The sequence below is a fragment of the Methanosarcina sp. 2.H.T.1A.6 genome (genome assembly GCF_000979455.1).
Taxonomy (GTDB): Archaea; Halobacteriota; Methanosarcinia; order Methanosarcinales; family Methanosarcinaceae; genus Methanosarcina.
Genome location: NZ_JJOY01000048.1, coordinates 187,498 through 209,569, shown reverse-complemented (window position 1 = coordinate 209,569; position 22,072 = coordinate 187,498). Strand labels below are relative to the sequence as shown.

25 protein-coding genes are annotated in these 22,072 nt (G+C 42.3%); 9 read left to right on the top strand and 16 right to left on the bottom strand.

Translation table 11 applies throughout. From position 1 onward, the window contains the following. Nucleotides 1-6: 6 nt before the first annotated feature. On the top strand, nucleotides 7-1,041 hold the full coding sequence (locus EO98_RS14765; RefSeq protein WP_048138004.1) for a Coenzyme F420 hydrogenase/dehydrogenase, beta subunit C-terminal domain: 1,035 nt from the start codon (nucleotides 7-9) through the stop codon (nucleotides 1,039-1,041). Between the two features lie 74 nt (nucleotides 1,042-1,115). On the opposite strand, the gene EO98_RS19240 is transcribed toward EO98_RS14765, so the two are convergent. The 6 genes from EO98_RS19240 to EO98_RS14740 all read right to left on the bottom strand — a co-directional run bounded on the left by EO98_RS19240 (nucleotide 1,116) and on the right by EO98_RS14740 (nucleotide 4,710). Continuing rightward, complete coding sequence (locus tag EO98_RS19240; protein WP_235283474.1) at nucleotides 1,116-1,325, bottom strand: hypothetical protein; 210 nt, start codon at nucleotides 1,323-1,325, stop codon at nucleotides 1,116-1,118. 75 nt (nucleotides 1,326-1,400) lie between these two features. Continuing rightward, nucleotides 1,401-1,595 carry a hypothetical protein gene (locus EO98_RS19235; RefSeq protein WP_235283473.1) on the bottom strand — a complete coding sequence of 65 codons (195 nt, stop codon included), beginning with the start codon at nucleotides 1,593-1,595 and terminating at the stop codon, nucleotides 1,401-1,403. Between the two features lie 175 nt (nucleotides 1,596-1,770). Further along, a complete protein-coding gene (locus EO98_RS14755; protein WP_235283472.1) occupies nucleotides 1,771-2,349 on the bottom strand; it encodes a hypothetical protein in 579 nt (192 codons plus the stop codon). Nucleotides 2,350-2,483: 134 nt separating this feature from the next. Continuing rightward, nucleotides 2,484-3,125, bottom strand: coding sequence for a hypothetical protein (locus EO98_RS17560; RefSeq protein ID WP_052734441.1), 642 nt, complete (start codon nucleotides 3,123-3,125; stop codon nucleotides 2,484-2,486). Between the two features lie 247 nt (nucleotides 3,126-3,372). Then, nucleotides 3,373-3,711 (bottom strand): hypothetical protein, encoded by a 339-nt coding sequence (locus EO98_RS14745; protein WP_048137998.1) that lies wholly within the window; start codon nucleotides 3,709-3,711, stop codon nucleotides 3,373-3,375. Nucleotides 3,712-3,774: 63 nt separating this feature from the next. Beyond that, complete coding sequence (locus EO98_RS14740; protein ID WP_235283471.1) at nucleotides 3,775-4,710, bottom strand: zinc-dependent metalloprotease; 936 nt, start codon at nucleotides 4,708-4,710, stop codon at nucleotides 3,775-3,777. A 394-nt stretch (nucleotides 4,711-5,104) separates the two neighbouring features. Between EO98_RS14740 and EO98_RS14735 the strand changes: the two genes are divergently transcribed. Beyond that, the gene (locus EO98_RS14735) at nucleotides 5,105-5,923 is read left to right on the top strand and encodes a winged helix-turn-helix domain-containing protein (protein ID WP_048137995.1); all 819 of its coding nucleotides are present in this window, start codon (nucleotides 5,105-5,107) and stop codon (nucleotides 5,921-5,923) included. A gap of 88 nt (nucleotides 5,924-6,011) precedes the next feature. After that, a complete protein-coding gene (locus EO98_RS17985; protein ID WP_082098631.1) occupies nucleotides 6,012-6,284 on the top strand; it encodes a Coenzyme F420 hydrogenase/dehydrogenase, beta subunit C-terminal domain in 273 nt (90 codons plus the stop codon). Between the two features lie 422 nt (nucleotides 6,285-6,706). On the opposite strand, the gene EO98_RS14730 is transcribed toward EO98_RS17985, so the two are convergent. Further along, entirely contained in the window at nucleotides 6,707-7,333 is a 627-nt protein-coding gene (locus EO98_RS14730) for a UPF0228 family protein (RefSeq protein ID WP_311135541.1), read from the bottom strand. Between the two features lie 628 nt (nucleotides 7,334-7,961). Between EO98_RS14730 and EO98_RS14725 the strand changes: the two genes are divergently transcribed. Next, nucleotides 7,962-9,452, top strand: coding sequence for a M28 family metallopeptidase (locus EO98_RS14725; protein ID WP_369799063.1), 1,491 nt, complete (start codon nucleotides 7,962-7,964; stop codon nucleotides 9,450-9,452). A gap of 27 nt (nucleotides 9,453-9,479) precedes the next feature. On the opposite strand, the gene EO98_RS14720 is transcribed toward EO98_RS14725, so the two are convergent. Beyond that, a complete protein-coding gene (locus EO98_RS14720) occupies nucleotides 9,480-10,700 on the bottom strand; it encodes a Xaa-Pro peptidase family protein (protein ID WP_048137992.1) in 1,221 nt (406 codons plus the stop codon). 156 nt (nucleotides 10,701-10,856) lie between these two features. Here EO98_RS14720 and EO98_RS14715 point away from each other — a divergent pair, with 156 nt between their 5' ends. Beyond that, entirely contained in the window at nucleotides 10,857-11,393 is a 537-nt protein-coding gene (locus tag EO98_RS14715; RefSeq protein ID WP_048137990.1) for a DUF2284 domain-containing protein, read from the top strand. A 114-nt stretch (nucleotides 11,394-11,507) separates the two neighbouring features. Here EO98_RS14715 and EO98_RS14710 read toward each other — a convergent pair whose 3' ends face one another. Continuing rightward, a complete protein-coding gene (locus tag EO98_RS14710; RefSeq protein ID WP_235283470.1) occupies nucleotides 11,508-13,160 on the bottom strand; it encodes a S8 family serine peptidase in 1,653 nt (550 codons plus the stop codon). A 461-nt stretch (nucleotides 13,161-13,621) separates the two neighbouring features. Here EO98_RS14710 and npdG point away from each other — a divergent pair, with 461 nt between their 5' ends. The 3 genes from npdG to hdrB all read left to right on the top strand — a co-directional run bounded on the left by npdG (nucleotide 13,622) and on the right by hdrB (nucleotide 16,511). After that, nucleotides 13,622-14,407 carry an NADPH-dependent F420 reductase gene (npdG, locus tag EO98_RS14705; RefSeq protein ID WP_235283469.1) on the top strand — a complete coding sequence of 262 codons (786 nt, stop codon included), beginning with the start codon at nucleotides 13,622-13,624 and terminating at the stop codon, nucleotides 14,405-14,407. 701 nt (nucleotides 14,408-15,108) lie between these two features. After that, the gene (gene hdrC, locus EO98_RS14700; RefSeq protein WP_048137987.1) at nucleotides 15,109-15,594 is read left to right on the top strand and encodes a CoB--CoM heterodisulfide reductase subunit C; all 486 of its coding nucleotides are present in this window, start codon (nucleotides 15,109-15,111) and stop codon (nucleotides 15,592-15,594) included. A 14-nt stretch (nucleotides 15,595-15,608) separates the two neighbouring features. Then, nucleotides 15,609-16,511, top strand: coding sequence for a CoB--CoM heterodisulfide reductase subunit B (gene hdrB / locus EO98_RS14695; protein WP_048137985.1), 903 nt, complete (start codon nucleotides 15,609-15,611; stop codon nucleotides 16,509-16,511). A 112-nt stretch (nucleotides 16,512-16,623) separates the two neighbouring features. On the opposite strand, the gene EO98_RS14690 is transcribed toward hdrB, so the two are convergent. From EO98_RS14690 to EO98_RS14660, 7 genes are all read right to left on the bottom strand, one after another. Continuing rightward, the gene (locus tag EO98_RS14690; protein ID WP_048137983.1) at nucleotides 16,624-17,076 is read right to left on the bottom strand and encodes a DUF1284 domain-containing protein; all 453 of its coding nucleotides are present in this window, start codon (nucleotides 17,074-17,076) and stop codon (nucleotides 16,624-16,626) included. A 52-nt stretch (nucleotides 17,077-17,128) separates the two neighbouring features. Continuing rightward, nucleotides 17,129-17,662: a DUF1847 domain-containing protein gene (locus EO98_RS14685; protein WP_048137981.1), complete on the bottom strand. Its 534-nt coding sequence runs from the start codon at nucleotides 17,660-17,662 to the stop codon at nucleotides 17,129-17,131. Between the two features lie 271 nt (nucleotides 17,663-17,933). Beyond that, nucleotides 17,934-18,632, bottom strand: coding sequence for a DUF169 domain-containing protein (locus tag EO98_RS14680; RefSeq protein ID WP_048137978.1), 699 nt, complete (start codon nucleotides 18,630-18,632; stop codon nucleotides 17,934-17,936). A 198-nt stretch (nucleotides 18,633-18,830) separates the two neighbouring features. Next, entirely contained in the window at nucleotides 18,831-19,763 is a 933-nt protein-coding gene (locus EO98_RS14675; protein ID WP_048137976.1) for an ATP-binding protein, read from the bottom strand. After that, on the bottom strand, nucleotides 19,760-20,614 hold the full coding sequence (locus EO98_RS14670; RefSeq protein ID WP_048137971.1) for an ATP-binding protein: 855 nt from the start codon (nucleotides 20,612-20,614) through the stop codon (nucleotides 19,760-19,762). The genes EO98_RS14675 and EO98_RS14670 overlap by 4 nt, the downstream gene beginning before the upstream one ends. Before the next feature lie 45 nt (nucleotides 20,615-20,659). Beyond that, the gene (locus EO98_RS14665; RefSeq protein WP_048137970.1) at nucleotides 20,660-21,025 is read right to left on the bottom strand and encodes a NifB/NifX family molybdenum-iron cluster-binding protein; all 366 of its coding nucleotides are present in this window, start codon (nucleotides 21,023-21,025) and stop codon (nucleotides 20,660-20,662) included. A 96-nt stretch (nucleotides 21,026-21,121) separates the two neighbouring features. Then, a complete protein-coding gene (locus EO98_RS14660; RefSeq protein WP_048137969.1) occupies nucleotides 21,122-21,493 on the bottom strand; it encodes a NifB/NifX family molybdenum-iron cluster-binding protein in 372 nt (123 codons plus the stop codon). Between the two features lie 215 nt (nucleotides 21,494-21,708). Between EO98_RS14660 and EO98_RS14655 the strand changes: the two genes are divergently transcribed. Further along, nucleotides 21,709-22,047 carry a DUF134 domain-containing protein gene (locus EO98_RS14655; RefSeq protein WP_048137968.1) on the top strand — a complete coding sequence of 113 codons (339 nt, stop codon included), beginning with the start codon at nucleotides 21,709-21,711 and terminating at the stop codon, nucleotides 22,045-22,047. Nucleotides 22,048-22,072: the final 25 nt, after the last annotated feature.

Sequence of the window (22,072 nt, the reverse complement as noted above, 5' to 3'; positions counted from 1 at the left end):
TCAGAAATGGCAGAAAAGAAACCAATAAGCAAGACTTACCTTGACCTGAAATCAAAAGTCTGGGACACCGGCCTCTGCTCAGGCTGCGGGGCCTGCATTGCAGTCTGCCCTGCTGACGCCCTGTACTTTGAAACCGGCGGCGATTCCACAACTCCGAAAAGCAACGGCTACTGTAAAGCCGCTGTTGATGACGTGCCCTGCGGGGCCTGCTATGAGGTCTGCCCACGGCTCGATGAACAGTCTTCAAGCCTGCTCGGAGACTACCTGGAGATCACTACCGGAAAGGCAGAATTCGAAATCCCGAGAAAGCAGAGCGGAGGAGCCGTTACCGCAATCCTTGCAAACGCCCTGGAAACAGGCCTTGTAGATGCGGTGGTTACGGTCACCGAAGACCCCTGGACCCTCAAGCCACACTCCATGGTAATTACCAGAAGTGAAGCCCTCATCGGGCAGGCAGGAAGCCGCTATAACTGGTGGGTACCCCTGGTCTCAGCACTTAAGGAAGCCGTTGTTACCCAGAAGCACAGGAACATTGCAGTTGTCGGAGTCCCCTGTGTGGTCCAGGCTGTCCGCAAGATGCTTGAGACCGACCACCAGCTGGTCAGCCCCTACAAGAAGTCCATCCGCTTCGTGCTCGGACTCTTCTGCACCGAAAGCTTCGACTACGAAAAGCTGATCGCAGGCAAGCTGAAAAGCGAGTATGCCCTCGAACCCATGAAGGTCTGCCGCATTGATGTTAAGGGCAAGCTCGAAATCACCCTCAACGACGGGACCCAGTACGTGATCCCCCTTGCCGAACTTGAGGACACTATCCGTCCGGGCTGCAACGTCTGTACGGACTTTACCGCCCTCAAAGCAGACATCTCAGCAGGTTCGGTAGGAAGCCCTGACGGTTACACAACCCTTGTCGTCCGCACCCTCGTAGGACAGCACCTCCTGGACAGTGCAGTTGCTAACGGGAAGCTGAGCGTAGGCGGCGAAGTAAATCTGGGAATCATCGAGAAGCTTGCCACAAAGAAGATGGCAAGAAAACAGGAATAATTACTTCAAAAAACAGCTTTTGGATGGAGCAATCTCCATCTTTTTACTTTCTTTTTTGCAAACCTGGGTTATATTTATAATAGTTCCCCTGGGAATTTACTATTTGATGTAATTTCTGTAACCGTTTCAACTACTACTCCTTTTTCTTCATCAACTAGGAAATCTACTGTCCTGTTTTCTGACTGTAGCCTCAAAGCAGGAGCACACCCCGGCCCGGAGTAATTTTCAGGAGCCGGATGACAGGAATAAACCACGCCTACAATCGTTGCTCCTTCCCGGATCATTTGCTTAGCACGGCTGTCATTAAGTGTAATTTGAGCTACAAAAGATGCATTTGTTTTGAGCCACTCAGACTCAGATTAATTGTAAGGGGGGAGAACGGGTATAGTAGAGAAATTAATACTCAAATTACCTACATCTTCAATTATAGATGCATCTATGCTGTCATTTGGTGTTTTTGAAGAATTTCCAGTTGATTCTTGACCAATACATCCAACGCAGCTTCCAATAATCAAAAAACAGATCAACGAAGTAATTTTTAATTTAACTTTCAATACAAAATACCCCATGGGAAGTTAGTTTATTCTTATGACAAATATGCCTCCATGACTTTTATTTCCCACGCACTTTTCTGCCAAAAATTAAAGATGCTATCTGTGGCTAATCTTCTCCGAATGCATTAATTATCATGCACAGCATATGTACCGGATACCCTGCTTCGTCTCACCATCAAGATGTTTCATTAGCATAATATTCCGGACCATATCGGTTGTTCCACAAGGTGGTATTTCTATGAGGTATAATCTGTCCTAGAATAGCTCTAACTTTTACATTACCTGTATCATTAACACTTGTTATAATTTCATTCATGTACTGACCCCTGTATTTTACAGGCCACTCACCCGGATCATTGTTTGCCTGCAGAAGGATATAGAAAGACACTGTCCCTCCTTTCAGATTATCGCTTACGTAAACATAGCTGTCATAAGTCGGATTCGAGGCATATTTAGTATATTCTCCATAGGGAACTACAGAAATATCAGAAATGTTTTCAACCGGGAATAATATCGGGCTCCCGTTATTTATGGGATCAAAAATGTCGAAGTAGTCAGCAACAAATTCTGTAACATAAGAGATATCTTCAAGCCTTGTCTCGTTTATCCTGAATCCAAGCATATATCCTTTATCTGTTTCTGCAATGAACGTTGTCCAGTTCCCATTTATTGTTTTGTTGTCAAAAACTTCAGTTGCATTTTCAAAATAGGGGCCTTTACGGTGTTGTTCAGGCCAGTTGAGAATTTCATGCATCAGCCTCTGGGTAAAACAAGGATCTTTCTGAGCCGGGGGGTAAAAAATTGAGAGAATTTACCTTCTCACATACCTTACAAGTCCATGCTATCGTACTTTGCTGCCTCTTCAGGACTTTTGAGTATTTTGACAGATTAATGCCTGATCCTGCACACGAGATATAATCCGAACAATCCGTACATTAAACTAAAACCCGGAATACTATTTGGCTTTTCTTTACTCGTCTCTGAGCCTGATTTAGTTTGTTGGTTTGTATTGTTTTCAGTTTCATTAAGATCTGCTGTGTCCGACAATTCGGTAAGCGCAGATACGTCTCCACGGAAAAACACTAAAGGAACTTCATTAACTCCAATCCGGCTTGCATGAGAATCAAAAATTTGATAAATTTCATCCATAAAAGACTTTTCAATTTCCTTATTTACCTCTACCTTAAGAACTCTCATGTTAGTGAATCCATAATTTATAATAGGACCATCTGGATAGAAATATTTCGACATTTCACGCTCATTAGCATTGACTTCGATATTTACTTCAGTATAGATTAAATCAAGAATATCAAGCCATTTTTTCCTTTCTTCCGAAGTTGAAAAAGCAGGCATATTTCCATAAGCAGCAATAAAATTCGGATTACTTTTCAATTCGTTAAGGGTTTCCGGGCCAAAGGTAAGCTTCTGCTCAATCACTTCTTGTGCACTTACTGCTGGTACAAAAGCCATGCTCATCAGCATCATTGCGGCAAGCGGTACACTTAATACAAATTTCTTCTCCATTGTCATAATCACTCCTGTTTATTTCTCAGGAGGCAAGATCAGACAAGCCTTAAATATTCACAAAGCTAACATTTCTTTGCCCGAGGGCAATGTGGAGTTCAAATTGTCTCTGGAAAGTTCGCTTGGACTCCATAAGCTACTTTTAACCAACTCTACATAAGTTTTCTGACCATAGTATCAAACTGCTGAAAAAATAATTGAAAAAAAAATAAGAGAGTTGAAAAGGAAAAATTATTCGAGGCATCACTATATCTTAATCAGCAGAGTAATAACTTATATGATAATACTCATTATTCAGTTTTATATATTCAGTCTTGTTATCCCACATGATGTTAGCAAACTCTGTCATATTTTCATTATGATCAAAAGGGAGCTTAATGTTTTTTCCGGGATTATTTATCGCTTCTTTAACATAAGAATACTTCTCAAGATCTGCTAAATTAAATTCCACATATTTCTCTGGCGTATCTTGAAGTTTATCTGCTCTAATATACATACCAGCTCCAGGCTGGTAAATCACTAAAAAGAACACTAGAAGTAATGCTAAAACAGCAAAAGAAATAATCATTAAGACTGTTGTTCTTGGTTTCATATAGCATTCACTCCAAACTTACCATAAAAATAAAGTGCAGGATTAAATCCTGAACAAAATAATTTAAAAATGATTTCTATTGGTTTCTATGGTTTGGTCACAGTCCACACACCAGTTCTCTTCATCCATCATATTGACGTAAGTCATTATACAGATAGGACCAAAATATCCATGATCTGGACAATTATAATTATGTGATGCCTCATGCTGTGCAAGGTGCCAATCCCAACTTGCACTTATCTGATGCTTCATTAGCCACGCGTCACCTGGACGTTCAGATACGCCTCTATGGTCTGTATCTTGATTTGTGAAAACCGCTAACATATCCATGCCCTGCTGGTTTGATGTCCACCCACTTTCTAGCTCTGCTTCATCAAGTAATAAACTAGTATTATCTTCACTATCAGTACTATCCCACGTTGAGTATTTGCCTACCACAAAATTTATATTATGATCAATGTAGAATGCATCATCTGCACCTTCAATGGCATCGTGTGCTGCAGTTTGCCAATCACTTCCAAAATGACTCCTGTATTCTTCATCTGCAACTATCCAAACATTAACTGTATTTGTCGTTTCTGTTTGTATGGTTGAAGATTGTTGACCAATGCTTTTTGATGTAAAATTTTCTATTTCTGCTCTTTTTTTATCTTCAGGATAATTATCAGGAAGATTTTCCAAATCTTCTAGAGTTTCGATCTGTACAGGCTCAAGTTTCTTGTCTTCTTCAAGCATTTTCCTTACCGTTTCGTTTTGCTCAGCGAGGGCACGAAGTTCATCAGTGCTGAGCCGATTTAATTCATCACCGTTTTCAAACCAAGGTTCCAAGATGTCTTCATCTTGATATTCTTTTGTAGCATTATCTGCTGCATTTACTGCCGGAACAAACGCCATGCTCACCAGCAGCATTGCCCCAAGCAGCAAACTTAATCCTAATTTTCTGTTTGCAATCATTTCTTCTTTGCCTCTTTTCTTTACTCCAGAGACCGGATCAAGCAAGTCTTAAATATTCACAAAGCTAACACTAATCATGCCTCCGGGCAACGTGGAGTTCAAATACACTCTGGAAAGTTAGTTTGAACTTCACATCTAAAAATCTTTATTAATCTTCTCCTATACATTAATTACGACGACGAATATTCATCAGTCTGATTAACATTCACTCAAAAGATCAGCTTTTTCATCGAAATAATGAAGGCTCAGAGTCCTAATTGACGTCAGGAATTTGACCTCACTTTTAGCAAATAATTTTAATATACTTTTCATCACTAAACCATAAAATTGACAAAAGTGATATCAACATACATGCCCGACAGAAGATAAAAGAATATATTGTGTTAGAACAATTCAATAAGAAAGTAAGAAAAAAATCTGTAGATGTGGCGACAGGAAAATGGAAGGCTTCGAAATTTATAAAGAGATGGGAGATGATGTCCAGGCAATATACAGATCCAGACTTATAACCGAGATCCTTCTATCATTAAACGAGAGCAGCAGAAAGCTTTCCCAGCTGCGTGAGATTACCGGGAGCACATCCCAGGCAATAATTCCAAAACTAAGAAAACTCGAAGCAGATCATCTGATAGAAGCAAAAGAACATGAGTATTACCTGACTCAAACAGGAAAAGTTGTGGCTTCAAGATTAGCTGACTCATTTGCAACAGTAGGAACAATTAATAAATTCAAACATTTCTGGTCGGGACATTACCTTGAAGGAATTCCCGTTTTCCTCTTAAAAGAAATCGGATGTCTTTACGAGTCTGAAGTCCTCAAGGATAGAGGCATGAAAGTCCTCGATGTCTACAACAACCAGTTAAAAATAATTAAAGAGGCAGGTCATATACATGGCATATCGTCCGTGGTAACAGAAGGGTATGCTGATTCTATCTCTGAAAGAGTGAAAGAAGGAATCCCTGTCGAGCTTATAGTTCCTCTTCATATTGCGGAAAAATTGGAGCAATCGCCTTATCTGGAAAAAATAGACGCACTGAAAGATTATGAAAACTTCAAATTAATAGTCATTGGTGAAGATATTAAAGTTGGGCTCATTGTTACGGATAAAAGCTTTTCCCTGAGCCTGTACAAAAAAGACGGCGTTGAATACGACATCACTACAGGATTATTCAATTTAGATCCGAAGGCCATTGAATGGGGAGAAAGTCTTTTTTGGTATTGTAAAGGGAAGGAAGAGTTCATAAAAATGCAAATTTGATTTTGAATTTATCGATAGAATCAGGAGAATGGGAATATCAACCTTTTTTACCCGGATTTGAAAGTCATTCTTCTGCTGACAGTTTTCAATAACTGACTCCGGGTCCACATGCCGAAGAACTGAAGATACTGTCCGCCCCAGCTGCGAAGTCTGCACGGACTTTACCGCCCTCAAAGCCGACATCTCCGCAGGCGCAGTGGGAAGCCCGAATGGCTACACCACCCTGATCGTCCGCACCCCGGTAGGGCAGTACCTCCTGGAAAGCGCGGTTGCCAGCGGGAAACTGAGCGTAGGTGGCGAGGTCAGCCTCGGGATTATCGAAAAGCTTGCAACGAAAAAGATGGCAAGAAAACAGGAATAAAATTACAGAATAAACTTGAAAGGTGAAGCTTCGGGCTTCATCTTTGTTTAATTCTTTTTTATGAGCAAATCCCAGAAACAACTTTATTTTTATACCAATAAAAATTTCATTTTTCATTAATTACATCATAAATCTTCTTTATCATCAGTGCAATATAGAAAAGTAAAATAGTGTTAAGCAGTGGGAGTAGAAATGATATAGTCTCCCTAAAAAAGTAAAGAAATGAAGTAAAGGTCATTTACCTATTTCTCCTTTTAATCATCGTATGCGGTAGCTGTACCGGAATAACCTGTTCCATCGTCATTTAGGAATTCTCCCCAATATTGCCATTGCCAGTCACCACTAACTCCATTTGTATTTGCTAATACATAAAGTCCATTCCCGTCTATAGTATCATCATACCCGAAATCATTATGTATTTTTTACCCATCAATATAATCAGGCATTACAGTCCAAACTTTCTCATTCGTTTCAAGCTCATTTGTTATTCTGATTGCATCCTTCTCTGTAATGCAATTCTTTCCCAGATTATAACAATTAGTTGAATTATCTCTGTAGCTAATTAAACACCAGACGAATGTTTTTACTTGAAGGTTATGTCTTTTCAGTATATCAAGAAAATATTTATCATGAATAGCTTGTTCTGTTACCGGATATATAATATAATCTCCTTTTGTAAAAGAAGGTAAAACAGGATCAGTCCAATTTTCATCATTTTTCAATCCATCTTTTACTACATCAGGCATATTATCTTTGTCCACCTTTATGTAGTATTTATAACCCCCATTATCACTATTGCAATCTATGTTATAGCTCAATATCATATTGTAATTTTCAAGAATGGCTTTAACTTCCGGCTCAGTTGTTCCATTTTCAAATTGAACAAGAAAACCAGCTACTTGCGGTTCATTAACTGACATATTATCAACTGACTCTTTTGTATCTACTGGAATTTTCAAATCAATTGGTGTTTTTATAAATAGTACCAAAAGTACTATGAGAACCATAAAAACACCAAGGACAACAGTTATCTTATTATTTTTAGTCATATCACCAAAACTAAAAAAAGAGGAGTTTAGCTCCTCACATGTTTTATATTACATATATCCGATTAGCGGAAGTCCATTTGAACCTCACAAACTACTTTTGACGAACTGTATATAAGTTTTATGGCCAGATCCTCAAACAATCAAGATATACATTTAAAATATGACAATTTTTTCAGGTATTATTACATTATGTGACTTATTGTTTGATACTCTGGAGAGAAATTATAAGTAGACATAAAAAATAGCACCATAGGGACTCATTCCATATTCAAATCTCAGCCTGTCTGGTGGATGTAACATAACGTTGATTACTGATTATTTGTTGATTTGGAAGGATTAATGAAGAGGAATTTGGAGATACATGATTGATATTAAAAATATTACACATTACATATTTTCACATACATATCCTATAATTTTTTTAATATCATTAGTGTCTTCTTCAACAGCTATTGCACCCTCTAATAACATATCTTCCGATTTCAACATTCATTATAATAACACGTCAGTTACACTTGATGTTTCAGAGACAGGGCTTGAAAACTCAACCCGAACAATATCTTCCTTTGGAGAAAGAAAAATAGGAAGTCAGAACGCTGCCGAAGCTTCTCTATATATAAAAGAGGAGATGGAAAAAGCAGGCCTGCAGGTTTATATGGACAATTTTTCCGCAAGGGTACGTACACGTGACTTCAATTACTGGAATGTGAGCTGCAAAAACGTAGTGGGGGTTAAAGAAGGGAATGACCTTAAAGATGAGATAATTCTCGTAACCGCACATTATGATTCAAGGATAATTGTACGTCCAGAGTCCGGGATACGGGATTTTTTTGATTCAAATATCAGAAAGCCATATCTCTGGCCAGTATGGTCCGATACTTATGTTTGCGAATCAGCCAACGGAACCGGAGCGGATGACAATGCAGGAGGGGTTGCCTGCATGCTGGAAATTGCAAGAGTCTTGCAAAATGAGTCATTTGACAGAACAATATATTTCATTGCTTTTACAGGGGAAGAATACAATCTTCTTGGAAGCCAGGCATGGGTTAAAGCCAATCCAGAATTGAAAGACAATATTGTTGCAGTTATAAATGTAGACTGTGTGGGAAACGAACCTTTCTACATAAACTATCTTCCCCAGAATGCCTGGCTTAAAGATATTTTTGAAAAAGAAGCAAAAGACTTAGGAATCGAAATTCAACATGAAATTCCGGATTATTCTAACTTTATCCATCCTTTAACAGGAGGAGATCATGAAATATTCTGGGAAAACAACATCCCTGCAGTGGTAATCTGCCATCACAATGACAGAAATGCCCACAAATTAAGTGATACTATTGATAATATCGATTTTTCAGTAGTCAGGAACGCAAGTATTCTGATAGTTAGGAGTGTTATTTATCTGGCAAATCCCGCTGAGAGACAGCCTCCATTTGTTAACATTTCCAGCTCAAAGGTTTCAGGAGGCTCATTTGAGCTCAGATATAATGTTTCTGAATCCGAAAGTATTGTAGAAGTCTTTTTTGACAATCAGAGCCTGGGAAATATAAAGTCAGGAAGGGATTTTTCGCTTTTAGAAGGAGAACATGCTATCAGAGTTCTGGCAACTGACCGTTATGGGAACAGAGGTACTGACAGCATAACTTTTGTAAATGAGGAAAAGCAAAACAAAAATATAGAGCCTCCTCAGCAGGAAATAGGGTATACTGGGGAAGAGAAATACGAAGAATATATATTCACCGGAGAGTATATAACTGGAAGTAATATAATCGGGTATTATCCAGAACACTCCATAAACTCAAACAGGACTCTTTATTTTTATCTAGATGATTTTGGACCTCTGGACCCAGGGAACTTTTTGATTCTTGCACCGGGCAGTCATAACCTGAAAATAGGGTATGAAAACGAAAATGGAACCCTCTTCATGGAAAATAAAACATCTGACTTTACCAAATATTCCATGGAAAAGGTTTGGATAAATAACCCGATTGCGGACCGTAGAAATCCGCTTGTCCTCGTATCAGGCGTATTTATAAGTTTGGCTGTTATTGCGCTTTGTGGGAAACGAATAAAAAAGAAGTATCAGGACAAAAAGGGTTCTAAAGAAGAAAAGGAGTAATCGTGGCTTTTGCCCAGAATATTAATATCAATATACAGGAATCAAGCCCGGATTGTTCCCTGTAATGCACTCTCCGCCATCAGCAGTTACTATAAAGGTATTTTCAATTCCGACCATACCGATATTTTCAATTCCCCTTTTGGGTTCCAGGGCAAATACCATTCCTTCCTGAAGAGGTTCGTCAAACCCTCCGGCAATTACGGGGATTTCATCGATTAGCAAGCCGACCCCGTGCCCCAGGAACTTTACCTTACGGTCCCCGAAACCCATGAAATTTTCCAGGAATTCCTCATCAAGCCCGCTCATTATGGTACTGTAGATTTCCGAGGGGATAGCCCCGGGTTTTAACATTGCTGCAGCTTCGTTCTGGATAGTCACGCATTTATTGTGGATATCTATGGCATACTGCGGAAGGGAAGAGCCGAACATGTATGTCGTGGTTTTATCCGTATGGTAACCTTCAACCCCGCACCCGACATCAACAAAGACCAGGTCGCCTTTCCTTAATTTCCGGTCCCGACTCCCGAGCAGGGGAACTGCAGGGCACAATCCGAGCTTTCCCCCGGGCCCGTTAAAATAGGTCGGATAAATGGAGCTTTCCCCAAAACAGACATTTCCCAGAATCATCTCCGTATCAAACATGCCAAAGCGGGATACTCCATGGTGCCCTTCTTTTATCAGAACTGAGAACAATTCGGTTGCGAGGTCCGCTTCACTCATCCCTTCCCTCAGCATCTCAGGCACAAGGTCTTCGAGCACATGCTGATGAATCCTGCCAGATTCTTTTGTAAGGGACAGTTCGTATTCGCTTTTTACAGATCTCACAGAGGCAATCTGGGTATCAACGGATTTAACATTCTTAAAGGGGAAGTATTTTTGAAACCGCTGATATAAAGCCAGAGGGACAACTTCAGTTTCCAGATATACCGCATCCGAAAACTTGCTTTCATTACCTGCTTTATCTGGCTTGCCCATGCTCCCTGCAGCGTCCCGGAAACTATTCATGGGTTCTATATTGGAGAATAACGATTCATCGAGAGCCCTTTCATAACTGCGCCGGACCCAGAATGTTGCCTCTTCGTCCCTCGGGACAATTAACATCCCGTCCTGCATCGTGCCGGTAAAATAGTAAAGGTTAATTTTGCTGAAGATAACAGCGATTTCCCAGTCGGGATTTGATGCGTCCATCCGCGTTCTGAAGCGGGTCATACGGCATTTCAGTTCAGTTAAAGATACTTTCTTCGTCATGGGGACCCCTTTACTAAGTTATCTGCTACCAATTATAGAAGTGTAACCTGGGTAGTGAAAAATGTTCCCATAACTTTTCAGGGTACAGTTATCAGGGCGTAGTTACTAAATTATATCAAGCACGAATTCAAAAATTAGAAGTTAGGGGGATTGGATTTGTCAGAAAATTTCAACAGCCTGATTGAAAAAGCCTCAAACCTGGGACTTAAAGCCTATCTACTGGATACCGCGGACATCCCGGTGGAAAACCGGATAGCCCTGAAATGCGCCTATGGCTGCCGGAGCTACGGGAAACGGTTGAGCTGCCCCCCCCACATCCTTTCTATTGAGGATTTCAGAAAAGTCCTGCAGGAATACAAAAATGCACTTCTTCTTATGGAAGAGCACGAAGCCTCCGGGGAGGACGCCCTCAAAGCCTGGGGAGAACTCCGGAAAGCCTCTTTCAGGAAAATGTACGAGCTCGAACAGGAGGCTTTCAGGAACGGCTTCATCTTCGCCCAGCTCTTAAGGCCCGGCTCCTGCAACGAATGTGAGGTCTGCAACCTTGAAAAATGCGTAAAGCCGGAAATGAGGCGCTTTGCACCTGAGGCTGTCGGAATAAATGTCCAGAAGGCAATGGAAGGGGCAGGGCTTGTACTTGAGTTCTGCAAGCCTGAAAAAACTGCATGTGTTGGGATTTTACTGCTGGAGTGAAAATTAGGGTGAGTCCGAGCGGGTTTAAGTTAATGGAGTTCAGGTTATAGCCCCTAATTAAAAACTCACAGCCTTTGAATAGTATCCTGCCGTCCTTTTTCAGCCTGTTCCCCATCAACGAGATCCCTTTATTGCTGCTCTGGCAGGTAAATTTGCCAGAGAGTAGATCCGTTCAAGGGGCATGGAAAGTTTCAGTATAAAGATTCCTTTTGTTTCCACAGGCGAAGTTTCGGATTTTTCCAATAACAAACGACCGCCGGGAGAGAGGTTTTCAAGAAGATGGACTGTGCGGTCGTTAACTGAACCGTACCCGAAAATAGTGTCGTACCCCGGTTCTCCGAGATCTTCGGCTGAGGAACACAGGATCTCGCGAATTTCACTGCCGGTCTTTTCGGGGTACATGTTCCAGATAAGAGCTCCGACTCCTGCAACAGAGGGGGCGGAAGCACTTGTACCCATAAAGAAACTGCCCTTTCCGTTTATGCTTGAAACTCTCACACTGCCGGGCCCACTGAGGTCGGTCTTGTTCCGGAGTTCTGGTTCCGGATAGTAAATGCTTACAGGCCCGCGAGAAGAGTAGGCCGCGATATCTCTGTTTTCCGGAGTTCCGGAATTAACAGCTCCAACGCAGACAACGCCCGGAACAGCGGGATGCCCGAAGACCGAGTCCTCCTCAACCAGATTGTCAGGATGAACCTTTACGGAGGAGTTTGGGTAAATAAAAACTTCCAGTACCCTATCTTCTCCGGAATGTTTTTTTACAGAAATACCCAGTGTTTTTACAGCTTCTTCCCCGTTGACGTATTTGATATATTCAAGAGGGGTGTCTGTGCCACTCTGAGCCTTTTCACTTGCAGCAATTTCTTTTCCGCTGCAGCAGTCATAGAGGTAAAGGTCGTAGTCGTTTTCAGAACAGTTCCAGGGGTCATTCCACTGGAAGACCACAGTCACTTTCTCGCCGGGAGGGACATCCATGTAAAGATTTGTGGAAGTGCTGGCCCCGGAACTGAAATCATGCCAGCCTGATCCGTTGTCAAAAAACATACCCTGATAATGGCGGCCTGCGTCATTACCTGCTGCGCTCACATAGAGAATATCCTGACTTTCTATTATTTCTTTGATATGGGAAGCTACAATTCCATCTTCGAAGAAAGGTTCATCAGGCCAACCCACATCATCGCATATAATCTGGCAACCTTCGGCAAGGAGGGCATCAACAGCTCTGTTAAATTCAAGCTTGTTGCGACCTGCACTATGGAAGTAAAGTTCTGCGCCAGGAGATGTCTCGTGGACTATTTCGAGCATTACTGTACCCTCTTTTCCTATTCCTGGAGAAAGGACACGTACATCCTCAGGCAGAACTCCCGATGCCATGGCTTCAGATATGTCTTCTACTCCATCGGAAATTATCCCGATTTTAATTCCGGCTCCTGTTGCACCGTCCGGTTTCCAGAACTCTTCAGAAGAAGAGGAAAAAGTTACTTTTTCTTCCCGGTCCACCTTTCTTATAACAGGAGAAATAGCAGACTGGACTGAATGTACTCCTTTAAGAGAAGATAGTTCTTCAAATGATTCCGGTTTAACACAGACTGCAGCAATACCGGATTCTTCATCCCATTCTTTAACCCTGGAACAGGAATCCAGCACCCCTGCATCCGTACCGGGAAAAAGCCGGACATATGCAGTAAGATTCTCTTCGACTTCTTCGTTGTAGATTCTGCCTGAATCTCCTTTCGGCGGTTCCGAAAGAGATGAGAGCGGGTGCAATACTCCTGAATCTGATGAAACCAGTCCGGAAGATAATAAACCAGAAGTTAGACCAGAAGTTTCCGGTTCAGATTCGATAGATCCGACTCCTTCACGTACTATAAAATTGAAATGAGAAAATATGCCTGTAAAGACTATGACTAATATTGACAGGTACAATACTCTCCTGGTGTAACTCCCCAGATACACTACCCCCCGATGTTGCTTATATGGTAAGTTAAGGATGCAAACAGGATACAGGTATATGCGAAGTAATTCCTGCAGCAAGAACTAAACAGAATCAACTTATTTTAACATATATCGATATACATTATAAATATTTCCACTAATAATTAATATGAATTTAGAACAAGAATTAAAAATAAACGATATCTAATGAGAAACTAAATTATTAAGTGCTTTACAAAAACAGGAATTACTTGATAAAATAATTTAACCATAACATTACGTATTATAATTAAATGAGTGAAGACAGAAGATATATTAACTTCCGGACATATGTTATGGGAAGACATAGCAAACTGGAGGTCTTGTTCAAATTGAATTCTGAAAAGCTTAAAATAGCTGTTCTTGGAGGAACCGGCAACATCGGAGAAGGAATGGTGCTAAGGCTTGCCCTTCAAAACCTTATGCCTGATGGTGTGAAGAATGAGATAATTATCGGGTCCAGGTCTCTGGAAACTGCAGATGAAGCTGCAAAAAAAGCTTTATCAGAGCTTGAAAATTGCGGGTTTGATACATCAAGGACAACAATTACCGGTATGAGCAACCTTGATGCCGCGCAGGCAGCCGAAGTAATAATACTTACGATCCGTTTTGACCACGTTTTGCCTTTGCTGGAAGAGATAAAAGAGGCCATTGAAAATAAGATTCTTATTTCACCTGTGGTTCCAATGGTAAAAGAAGGGGGCCTTATGGCATACAAACCTCCGGAAGAAGGCTCAGCAGCCCTTGCAATTAAGAAAAATGCCCCGGAATCTGCCAGAGTTGTTGCAGCTTTCCACAACATCCCTGCAGGAAAGCTCAAAGATGTTGTTAAATGCACAGCCGTACACGATGCGCTTGTATGCAGCGACGATGCCGACGCAAAGAAACTTGTTATGGAGCTTACACGGCATATGGGTTGCCTCAAACCCCTGGACGGCGGCCCTCTTAAACAGGCAAACACCATGGAATCTCTGACACCTTTACTGATCAATCTTGCAAAACTGAATGGGCTTAAAGACCTTGGGATAAACTTCTCTTGAGAAATAAAATCGAAAAAAAACCGGAAGAACATATCAGGGCAAAAGCTGCACGGAAAGAATAGAAACCTATATGGGGATGTGGGATTTTACGGCAGGCAACTTGATTTTTATATAAGAAGAGACATATTAGAAACCATCAAAGATTTTACGGGGCATAGAAAAATATAACCTTTGCCCATGGACGTTAAACCGGACCTGAAAAATGATATTTAAAAATAAAGTTACACCCACTCCTGAAAAGATATACGCTATTTTTGTTTTCAATAAAGTCTCCAATAAGTATTCAGGAACTGTGTTTCATCTCTCAATCTCGGATTTTAACCCTGAATAGATTTAGTTTAGGTTAAATATTATGAGAGTAATACGAACATATAGTAGAGAATTTATATTAAGGGATTCAGCGAAAGAGGAACCTGCGGGGAAAATCTGCTGAAAAATAAACTGCTAAAAAATAAACTGGAAAGGAATAATTTGCTAGAAATCCCCTGAAATAATCCAGTGGATAAGTTTATTCATCCGGAAAGTAAGAAATTCTGCCCTGAGTGCAGTGTTTTACTCTGATCTCAGTGTCTTACTCTGATCCCAATGTCTTACTCTGATTTCAGTGTATTACTCCGATCTGTTTCTTTCGATCATATTTGCTTTTTTAAAACGGAAGAATCAATATAAAAACCAGACTCAAAACCAGACAGTGAACCTGTATGAGTGAAGAATTGCTAAAAGTGTTAAAGGCGGCAGGACTTGACGTACTTTCCTGCATGCACTGCGGCACATGCACAGGAAGCTGTCCTTCGGGACGGCATACCGGGCTCAATACCCGAAGAATAATTCGAGATGCACGCAAGAACAGAGCTACTGTTCTCTCAGATGACGCCCTGTGGCTCTGTACAACCTGCTACACATGCCAGGAGCGCTGCCCACGTGGAATACCAATTACAGATGCTCTTCTTGAACTCAGGAGGCTTGCAGTCCGAAAAGGGTTCATGCTTCCCGAACACCGCCGTGTTTCGGAAATGGTGCTTGAGTGCGGACATGCAGTCCCCCTCGATGAGGAAACAAAGAAAAAAAGGGAAGAACTCGGGCTGGACCCAATACCGGAAACCGTCCAGAAATATCAGGAAGCTCTTGAAGGGCTGAAAATCCTTCTCAAAACCTGCAAATTCGACGAGCTTGTGGCTGAAAAATAAGGAGGCAGAAAAATATGGCAAAACTATCACTGTTTCTTGGCTGTATCGTACCCAACCGCTACCCGGGAATTGAGAAAGCAACAAAACTCTGCCTGCAGAAACTTGAAGTTGATGCATCCGACCTGCCAGGAGCCTCCTGCTGCCCTGCCCCGGGAGTGTTCAAGTCTTTTGATAAAGCAACCTGGCTTGCCCTTGCCAGCCGAAACATCGCCCTCTCTGAAAAAATGGAGAGGGATGTCCTGACAGTTTGCAACGGCTGCTACGGATCCCTGGCAGATGCGAATATAGAACTTAAAAAAGACCCTGAAATGAAAGCCTGCACAAACACCTGCCTCAAAGAGATAGGCATGGAGTTTAAGGGGACCGCAGAGGTAAGGCACATAATCGAGTTTCTGTACAGGGAATTCGGACCTGAAAAACTCAAGGGCTGCATCACAACCCCCCTTGACCTGAAAGTAGCCCTTCATTACGGATGCCACCTGATCAAGCCCTCAAAGGACAGAAACCTTGGAGAAACGGAAGCTCCGGTATTCTTTGATGAGCTGGTTGAAGCCACTGGTGCAAAAAGTGTGGATTATACAGACAAAATGATGTGCTGCGGAGCAGGAGGAGGCGTCCGTTCAGGGCACGCTGCCGAATCCCTGGAAATGCTTGAACATAAGCTTGCCTGCATCCGGAATGCAGGAGTGGACTGTATTGTCAATGCATGCCCCTTCTGCCACCTTCAGTTTGACAAAGGGCAGCTTGCAGTCAATGAGAAGTTCGGAACTGACTACTCTATCCCCGTTCTCCATTACTCCCAGCTCCTTGGCCTTGCTCTCGGCTTTTCTCCGGACGAGCTGGGGATAGAACAAAATGCAGTCCAGAACATTGAATTTCTTGCAAAAATCTATGAAATCAGTGCAGGCTTGAGGTAAATAACCGGAAATCAGGCAGAACGCTTGAAAAAAAGGTTTAAGGAAAAAAGGTTAAGAAAGTGTTTTAAACCGGGAACTCGATACCCCCCTCGAGGACTGAATCCAGACCGTCTTATCTTTCTTCCTGCTTATACCAGAGGCATTTCTGCCTCCATTTGCAGGCCCCACATACATCTTCGATATCCGAAGCTTTGTTAAGTTTTGAATTTATGAGCCTGAAGGCTTCATCTGCCTTTATAACAGTTCCGTCATCTATCCTTAATTTCTCCAGGACAACGAGGTCCATTTGCCTGATCCCGCGGGAGAGAGCAGATTCCTGAATGGTGCATTCCCTTTTACTGGGACAGGAAACGCAGATTGCATCACACACAGTTACAAGCTTGAGAAGTCTGGAAGGAAGAGTCTCAAGATCCGAAATCACAGCCCGCATATTGGCAACAAAAGCCGGGCTGTATCCATATCCCTGGAATCCCTGGATACAACAGAGGTGATGAGCCCTGATTTTCAGGAGTTCGGAATCGGGTTTAGAGTCAGTTTCAGATTTACATTTCGATTTTTCAGACATGCATTTCTCCAGGGCTTAAAATCACAAAAATTAAAGAATTCTTTCTACAAATTCATTCTATAAAATCAATTTCTGAATCCCCGAGATAGGGCAATTCCAGGAGAGGAAGTGTTATCGAAGGGGCTTCCGAGTATTCTGCAAAGAGAATATCATAGCCGGTCTTGAGCCCCAGCATGATGTTCAGGTTAGTGTGATCATCGTTAAGGAGGAGGGCCTGCCCTATAGGATTGCAGACAGCTTCAAATTCCAAATTGCCGGTTTTTCTGAGACCAAGACTTTCTTTTTCGAGGCTGCAAACCTTGCAGCAAACTGAAAACACCTCAAAATATCTTGAAAGTAGATCATAAACCAGCCTTGCTTCCCTCTCATGCTCAATACAGAAAGCAATTCCTATCTTCCTGTACCCAAGCCTCTTTGAGTAAATTGCAATTTCTTCTAATTTTGTCCTTTTTGCAGAGTCTGACTCAAGCCAGGAGGCCATCTGGATCGATTTAAGATCGTCGCCGCTATACTCAAGTCTCGATTTGATAACAGAGCAGTTTTTGCCTATCAGACATTCCTTATTTCTGCACAACGCACACTGCACACTTTTTCTCCAAGGGATTTTTAACACCAATAGGATACTATAATCATAAATAAACTTTGCAGGTATAAATATTTCCATGAGAGCCAGAAAATGTACTGGTAGAATTTATGATAAGTAAAATAAATGAAAAAACTCAATGAGAAAAGAAAAAACTCAATGAGAAAAGAAAAAAACTCAATGAGAAAAGAAAAAACTCAATGAGAAAAGAAAAAACTCAATGAGAAAAGAGAAAACTCAATGAGAAAAGAAAAAAAATGGAAAAATCAAGGATTTATTTCTGCCTTGCTTTCGGCAACGGACCTTCGGAGAGTTTTTCAAGGGCATTGACAATGTCTTCAAGTTTATTGAACGGAATCCCTATAAGCATTTCATCATTTTCGATGTCAGTGGCTTTCCTGCACCCGAAGCAGCCTAAAGATATATTTATTTCTCCAGTCAGGCTCGGCAGGATAGTTGTGTCGGCGCAGGTTGCCTGAAAAGCTGCACTGCTAAAGTTTACCCTTCCGCCTTTATAGTAGGTACTTGCCGGGACTATCCAGTAAACGGTTTCCGGCCTGTCCACAAGAATAACTACATCGGGCTCGACCTTTGCATCCTTCAGAGGCCCTACAACAGTTGCGGTTCTGCTTTCGGACTCAAAGGCGGGACGGTTTGCTATCATTCCTGCTGCCGCCTCCACACTGTCAAACATCCCAAGGTTGTGATGGAACTCTCCTGAAGCCACCTTTTCAGGCGAAGGAATGATCCCAAGGCTTGAGGCTCCTACCACGCAGGCATGTTTACCTGCAGGAATTATGAAAGACTCCCCTTTCCTGGCTTTCATGATAGACTGGCAGTGCCTGAGGTTTTTCTCGGGCTCTTGATACCCTTCGGGCATAAGCTCTCCTTTTTTAACAACTTTCACTGCCACCGGTTCATACCTGAGGTCAAGGAACTTGACCAGTTTCTCTGCAAGTTGAGTATAATCCATTTTATTCCCTCACCAACTACTTATTGAACTCACTATAGAATTATTGAACTCACTATAGAATTATTGAGTTTGCTACCGAATTAATACCTGATTCATTAACTATTTATGAATAATATTCAAAGGACAGACTGCGATATTAGTTAACAGTTGCCATATTATTTAACTTTCTAACATTTAAGTTAAAATTATACGGAAAAGTTAAGTTCCCCTGATCCGGAGGGCCTTTGGGCACATTTCTTTTTTGAAAGTTTCTGAAAGCCTCATTTCGAGCTCTGCCCAGAGGTTACGTACAATATTTGCGAACTCTACAGCCCCGGAGTCCCCGGAATGAGCGGCATATTCGATCACGGTTTCTTCCTTCATCATTGCCTCTGTAGTTATGTCCGCATAAGGTAAACGGGCAAGAAGAGGAATTCCGGCTTCCCTGCAAAAAGCCTCAATTTCAAGGCTCTTTTTCTCGTTGAGATCATATTTGTTAATGCAGGCAACAGTCGGGATTCTGAAATGTGCGGTAAGTTTGATTGCCCGTTTCAGGTCGTGGAGTCCGGAAACAGTGGGTTCGCTAAGCACAAGGACAAGGTCTGTTCCGGTAATTGCTGCCATAACAGGGCAGCCAGTGCCGGGAGGGCCGTCAATAAGAACGAGTTTGCAGGAATATCTATCTGCAAGTTCTACGGCCTTTTTTCGGACCAGGTTCACAAGTTTTCCACTTGCTTCCTCTCCAGTGCCCAGTTTTGCATGAGCCATTGGCCCGAAACGGGTTATGGAGGAAACTGCCTGCCCGGAAACTCTCGGCATCAGGGAAACCGCGTTTTCAGGGCAGGCGACAGTACAGACTGCACAACCTTCGCAGCCATACGGATTTATCGTGAAGTTTTCAAGGACTGCTCCGAATCTGCAGATTTCCCGGCAGATGCCGCAGCCAGTACAGAGTTTCAGATCAATGGAAGCAAGTTCCAGTCCCAGGCAATCCTCTGTTTTAAGTACCTGAGGCTTAAGGATAAGAGGCAGGTCGGATGCATCAACATCACAATCAGCAAGTACAGAATTTCCTGAAAGAGAAGAAAAGGCAGCTGTAAGGGTGGTCTTTCCACATCCACCTTTTCCGCTAATTATAGCCAGCTGCCTCATTGTACCCCCGTACTTTTACAAACCAGTGCTTTTATAGTTTCGAACATATCTTCGAACTTTTCCTTCCAATCAGGCATTTCCTTAACAAAGGGAATGCCCTCTGAATAGAGCCTGGCAATCATCCTATCATTAGGAATGCGGAGCAGAATAGGAATCCCTTCGGCTCTGCAAAACTCTTCCACCCTTGAATCTCCAAGCCCGTCACGGTTGAGAACGACCCCTACAGGGACATTAAGAGCCCTTGTAGCTTCCAGGGCGAGAAGGAAATCATGGAAACCGAAAGGAGTCGACTCTGTCACAAGCACACAGTAATCCGCACACCCCATAACTGCAAGGACGGGACATGCCGTTCCGGGAGGAGAATCAAAGATTACAGGTCTGCTTTCATCGAGATGCCGCTGAAGCGACCTGATGACCGGCGTTGCCATAGCCTCCCCTATATTCAGGATACCGCGGAGAAATTTAAGAGAGGTTTGAGATGATGCTTTTTCGATCCTTCCGATAGACCGGAGCTTTTCTTCTATGGCTCCTGCCGGACAGACAAGGCTGCAGCCACCACAGCCATGGCAGAGGGAAGGAAAGAACATGATTTTATTGGGAAGGGCAGCCAGAGCATTATACTTACAGAAATCAGCACATTTCTCGCAAAGAGTACACTTATCAGGATTAATTTCCGGAACCAGACAGGTTACTTCTTCCACAGGCTCCAGTTCAAAACCCAGAAACAGGTTGCAATTAGGCTCTTCCACATCGCAGTCAAAAAGCTGCACATCTTCGAGAGCAAGAGCAAGGTTTACTGCAACCGTGGTTTTCCCTGTACCGCCTTTGCCACTTGCAATTGCAATATTCATGAGCTGCGCCTTCTCACCATGTACATAAACTGAGGGATCTATCTATCAGTGATGGTGCTCGTGTTCTGCACAGGTGTTTTCGGCACTGGCACTACGGAGCTGACCTGCTTTCCAGGCTTCGATCGCATCCTGAACCGTACCTTCGACACCCACGAAAACATTGATTCCATAAGACTCAAACATCTTGACAGCTTTGTACCCCAATCCCGAACAAAGCATAATATTCACCCCATTTTTATAAAGGAACTCAGGCGGCAGGCCTACTCCACCCATATGCTCACTAGTATTAGGGATTACGGAAACTTCTCCACTGTCAGTATCCAGGATAGTATAAGTGGGAGCCTTTCCAAAGTGCTGTTCTATAGTTCCTTCCATGCCGTTGTTATCTCTTGTAGGTACACATACTTTCATATAGATCACCTTTAAATTTCCAGACATTTCACAGAAAATATTGTTACAAAATTTTTCTTATTTATGAGATTTTGTTCTTAAGTTTGGATCTTTAACTCAACTCTTCCTCATACCGATATGAGTGGAAGCGTTCGGGCTCTCAAGGAGGGAAAGCTTTCCGGATTGATACTCTCGAAGAGCAAAGGATACCGTCCCTCTGATTCCAGAATGGATTTCAATACCTGCTTCGGAGAGTATGGAGAAAGAGTTCAGCCCCACACTTCCCGTTAGGAGGGTGTCTACCCCTGAACCCGCAATTGCCTCTGCTGCCCGGATCCCTGCGCCACCGGAGGCTTCAGAACCGGGATTTTTGATTGATGTTACTGACCCTATATCCGGATCAATGATCACAAAATAATTGCATCTTCCGAATTGAGGGTCCACTTCAGAATCAGGATCCTTTCCAAAAGCACTTATGCAGATTTTCATATTTTATGCTCCAATATAAAATCCGGTGACTCTCAAACCATACATTTCTCGGTAGATTTTTCGAATAAAGTGAAGGCACATCAGCCCCGCACAAACCCAGAGAAGTCAGAGATATAGAAAGTACAATTTCACTCATATGGGTATAAATATTTATAGTTTTCCATTTGAAAAGAGAAATTGTTATATATTTATTCAACAATGTACATAAGTAACCTATGAAAAAATGCAGAGGAAGACCAAAATGCCCGAGGCGCGTTGAGCAAACCCCTGATGTCACATATTTCAAGCCCAGGGGGGTTCCACTTTCGGATCTTGAAGTGGTGTCCCTCACAGTAGAAGAGCTTGAAGCCCTGAGGCTTGTGGATGTTGAAGACCTTAGACAGGAGGATGCGGCCACCAGGGTAGGGATATCAAGGAGAGCATTCTGGGAAGACCTGAAAGCCGCCAGAATGAAAGTAGCACTCGCCCTCAGCACAGGAAAAGCGATTGAGATAAAAGGCGGTAACTATATCAGGGCTGAGGGTACTGACATTAGAGAAGATGTTGACGCGTAAAAGAGAGATTTGAAACGGGGAAAAA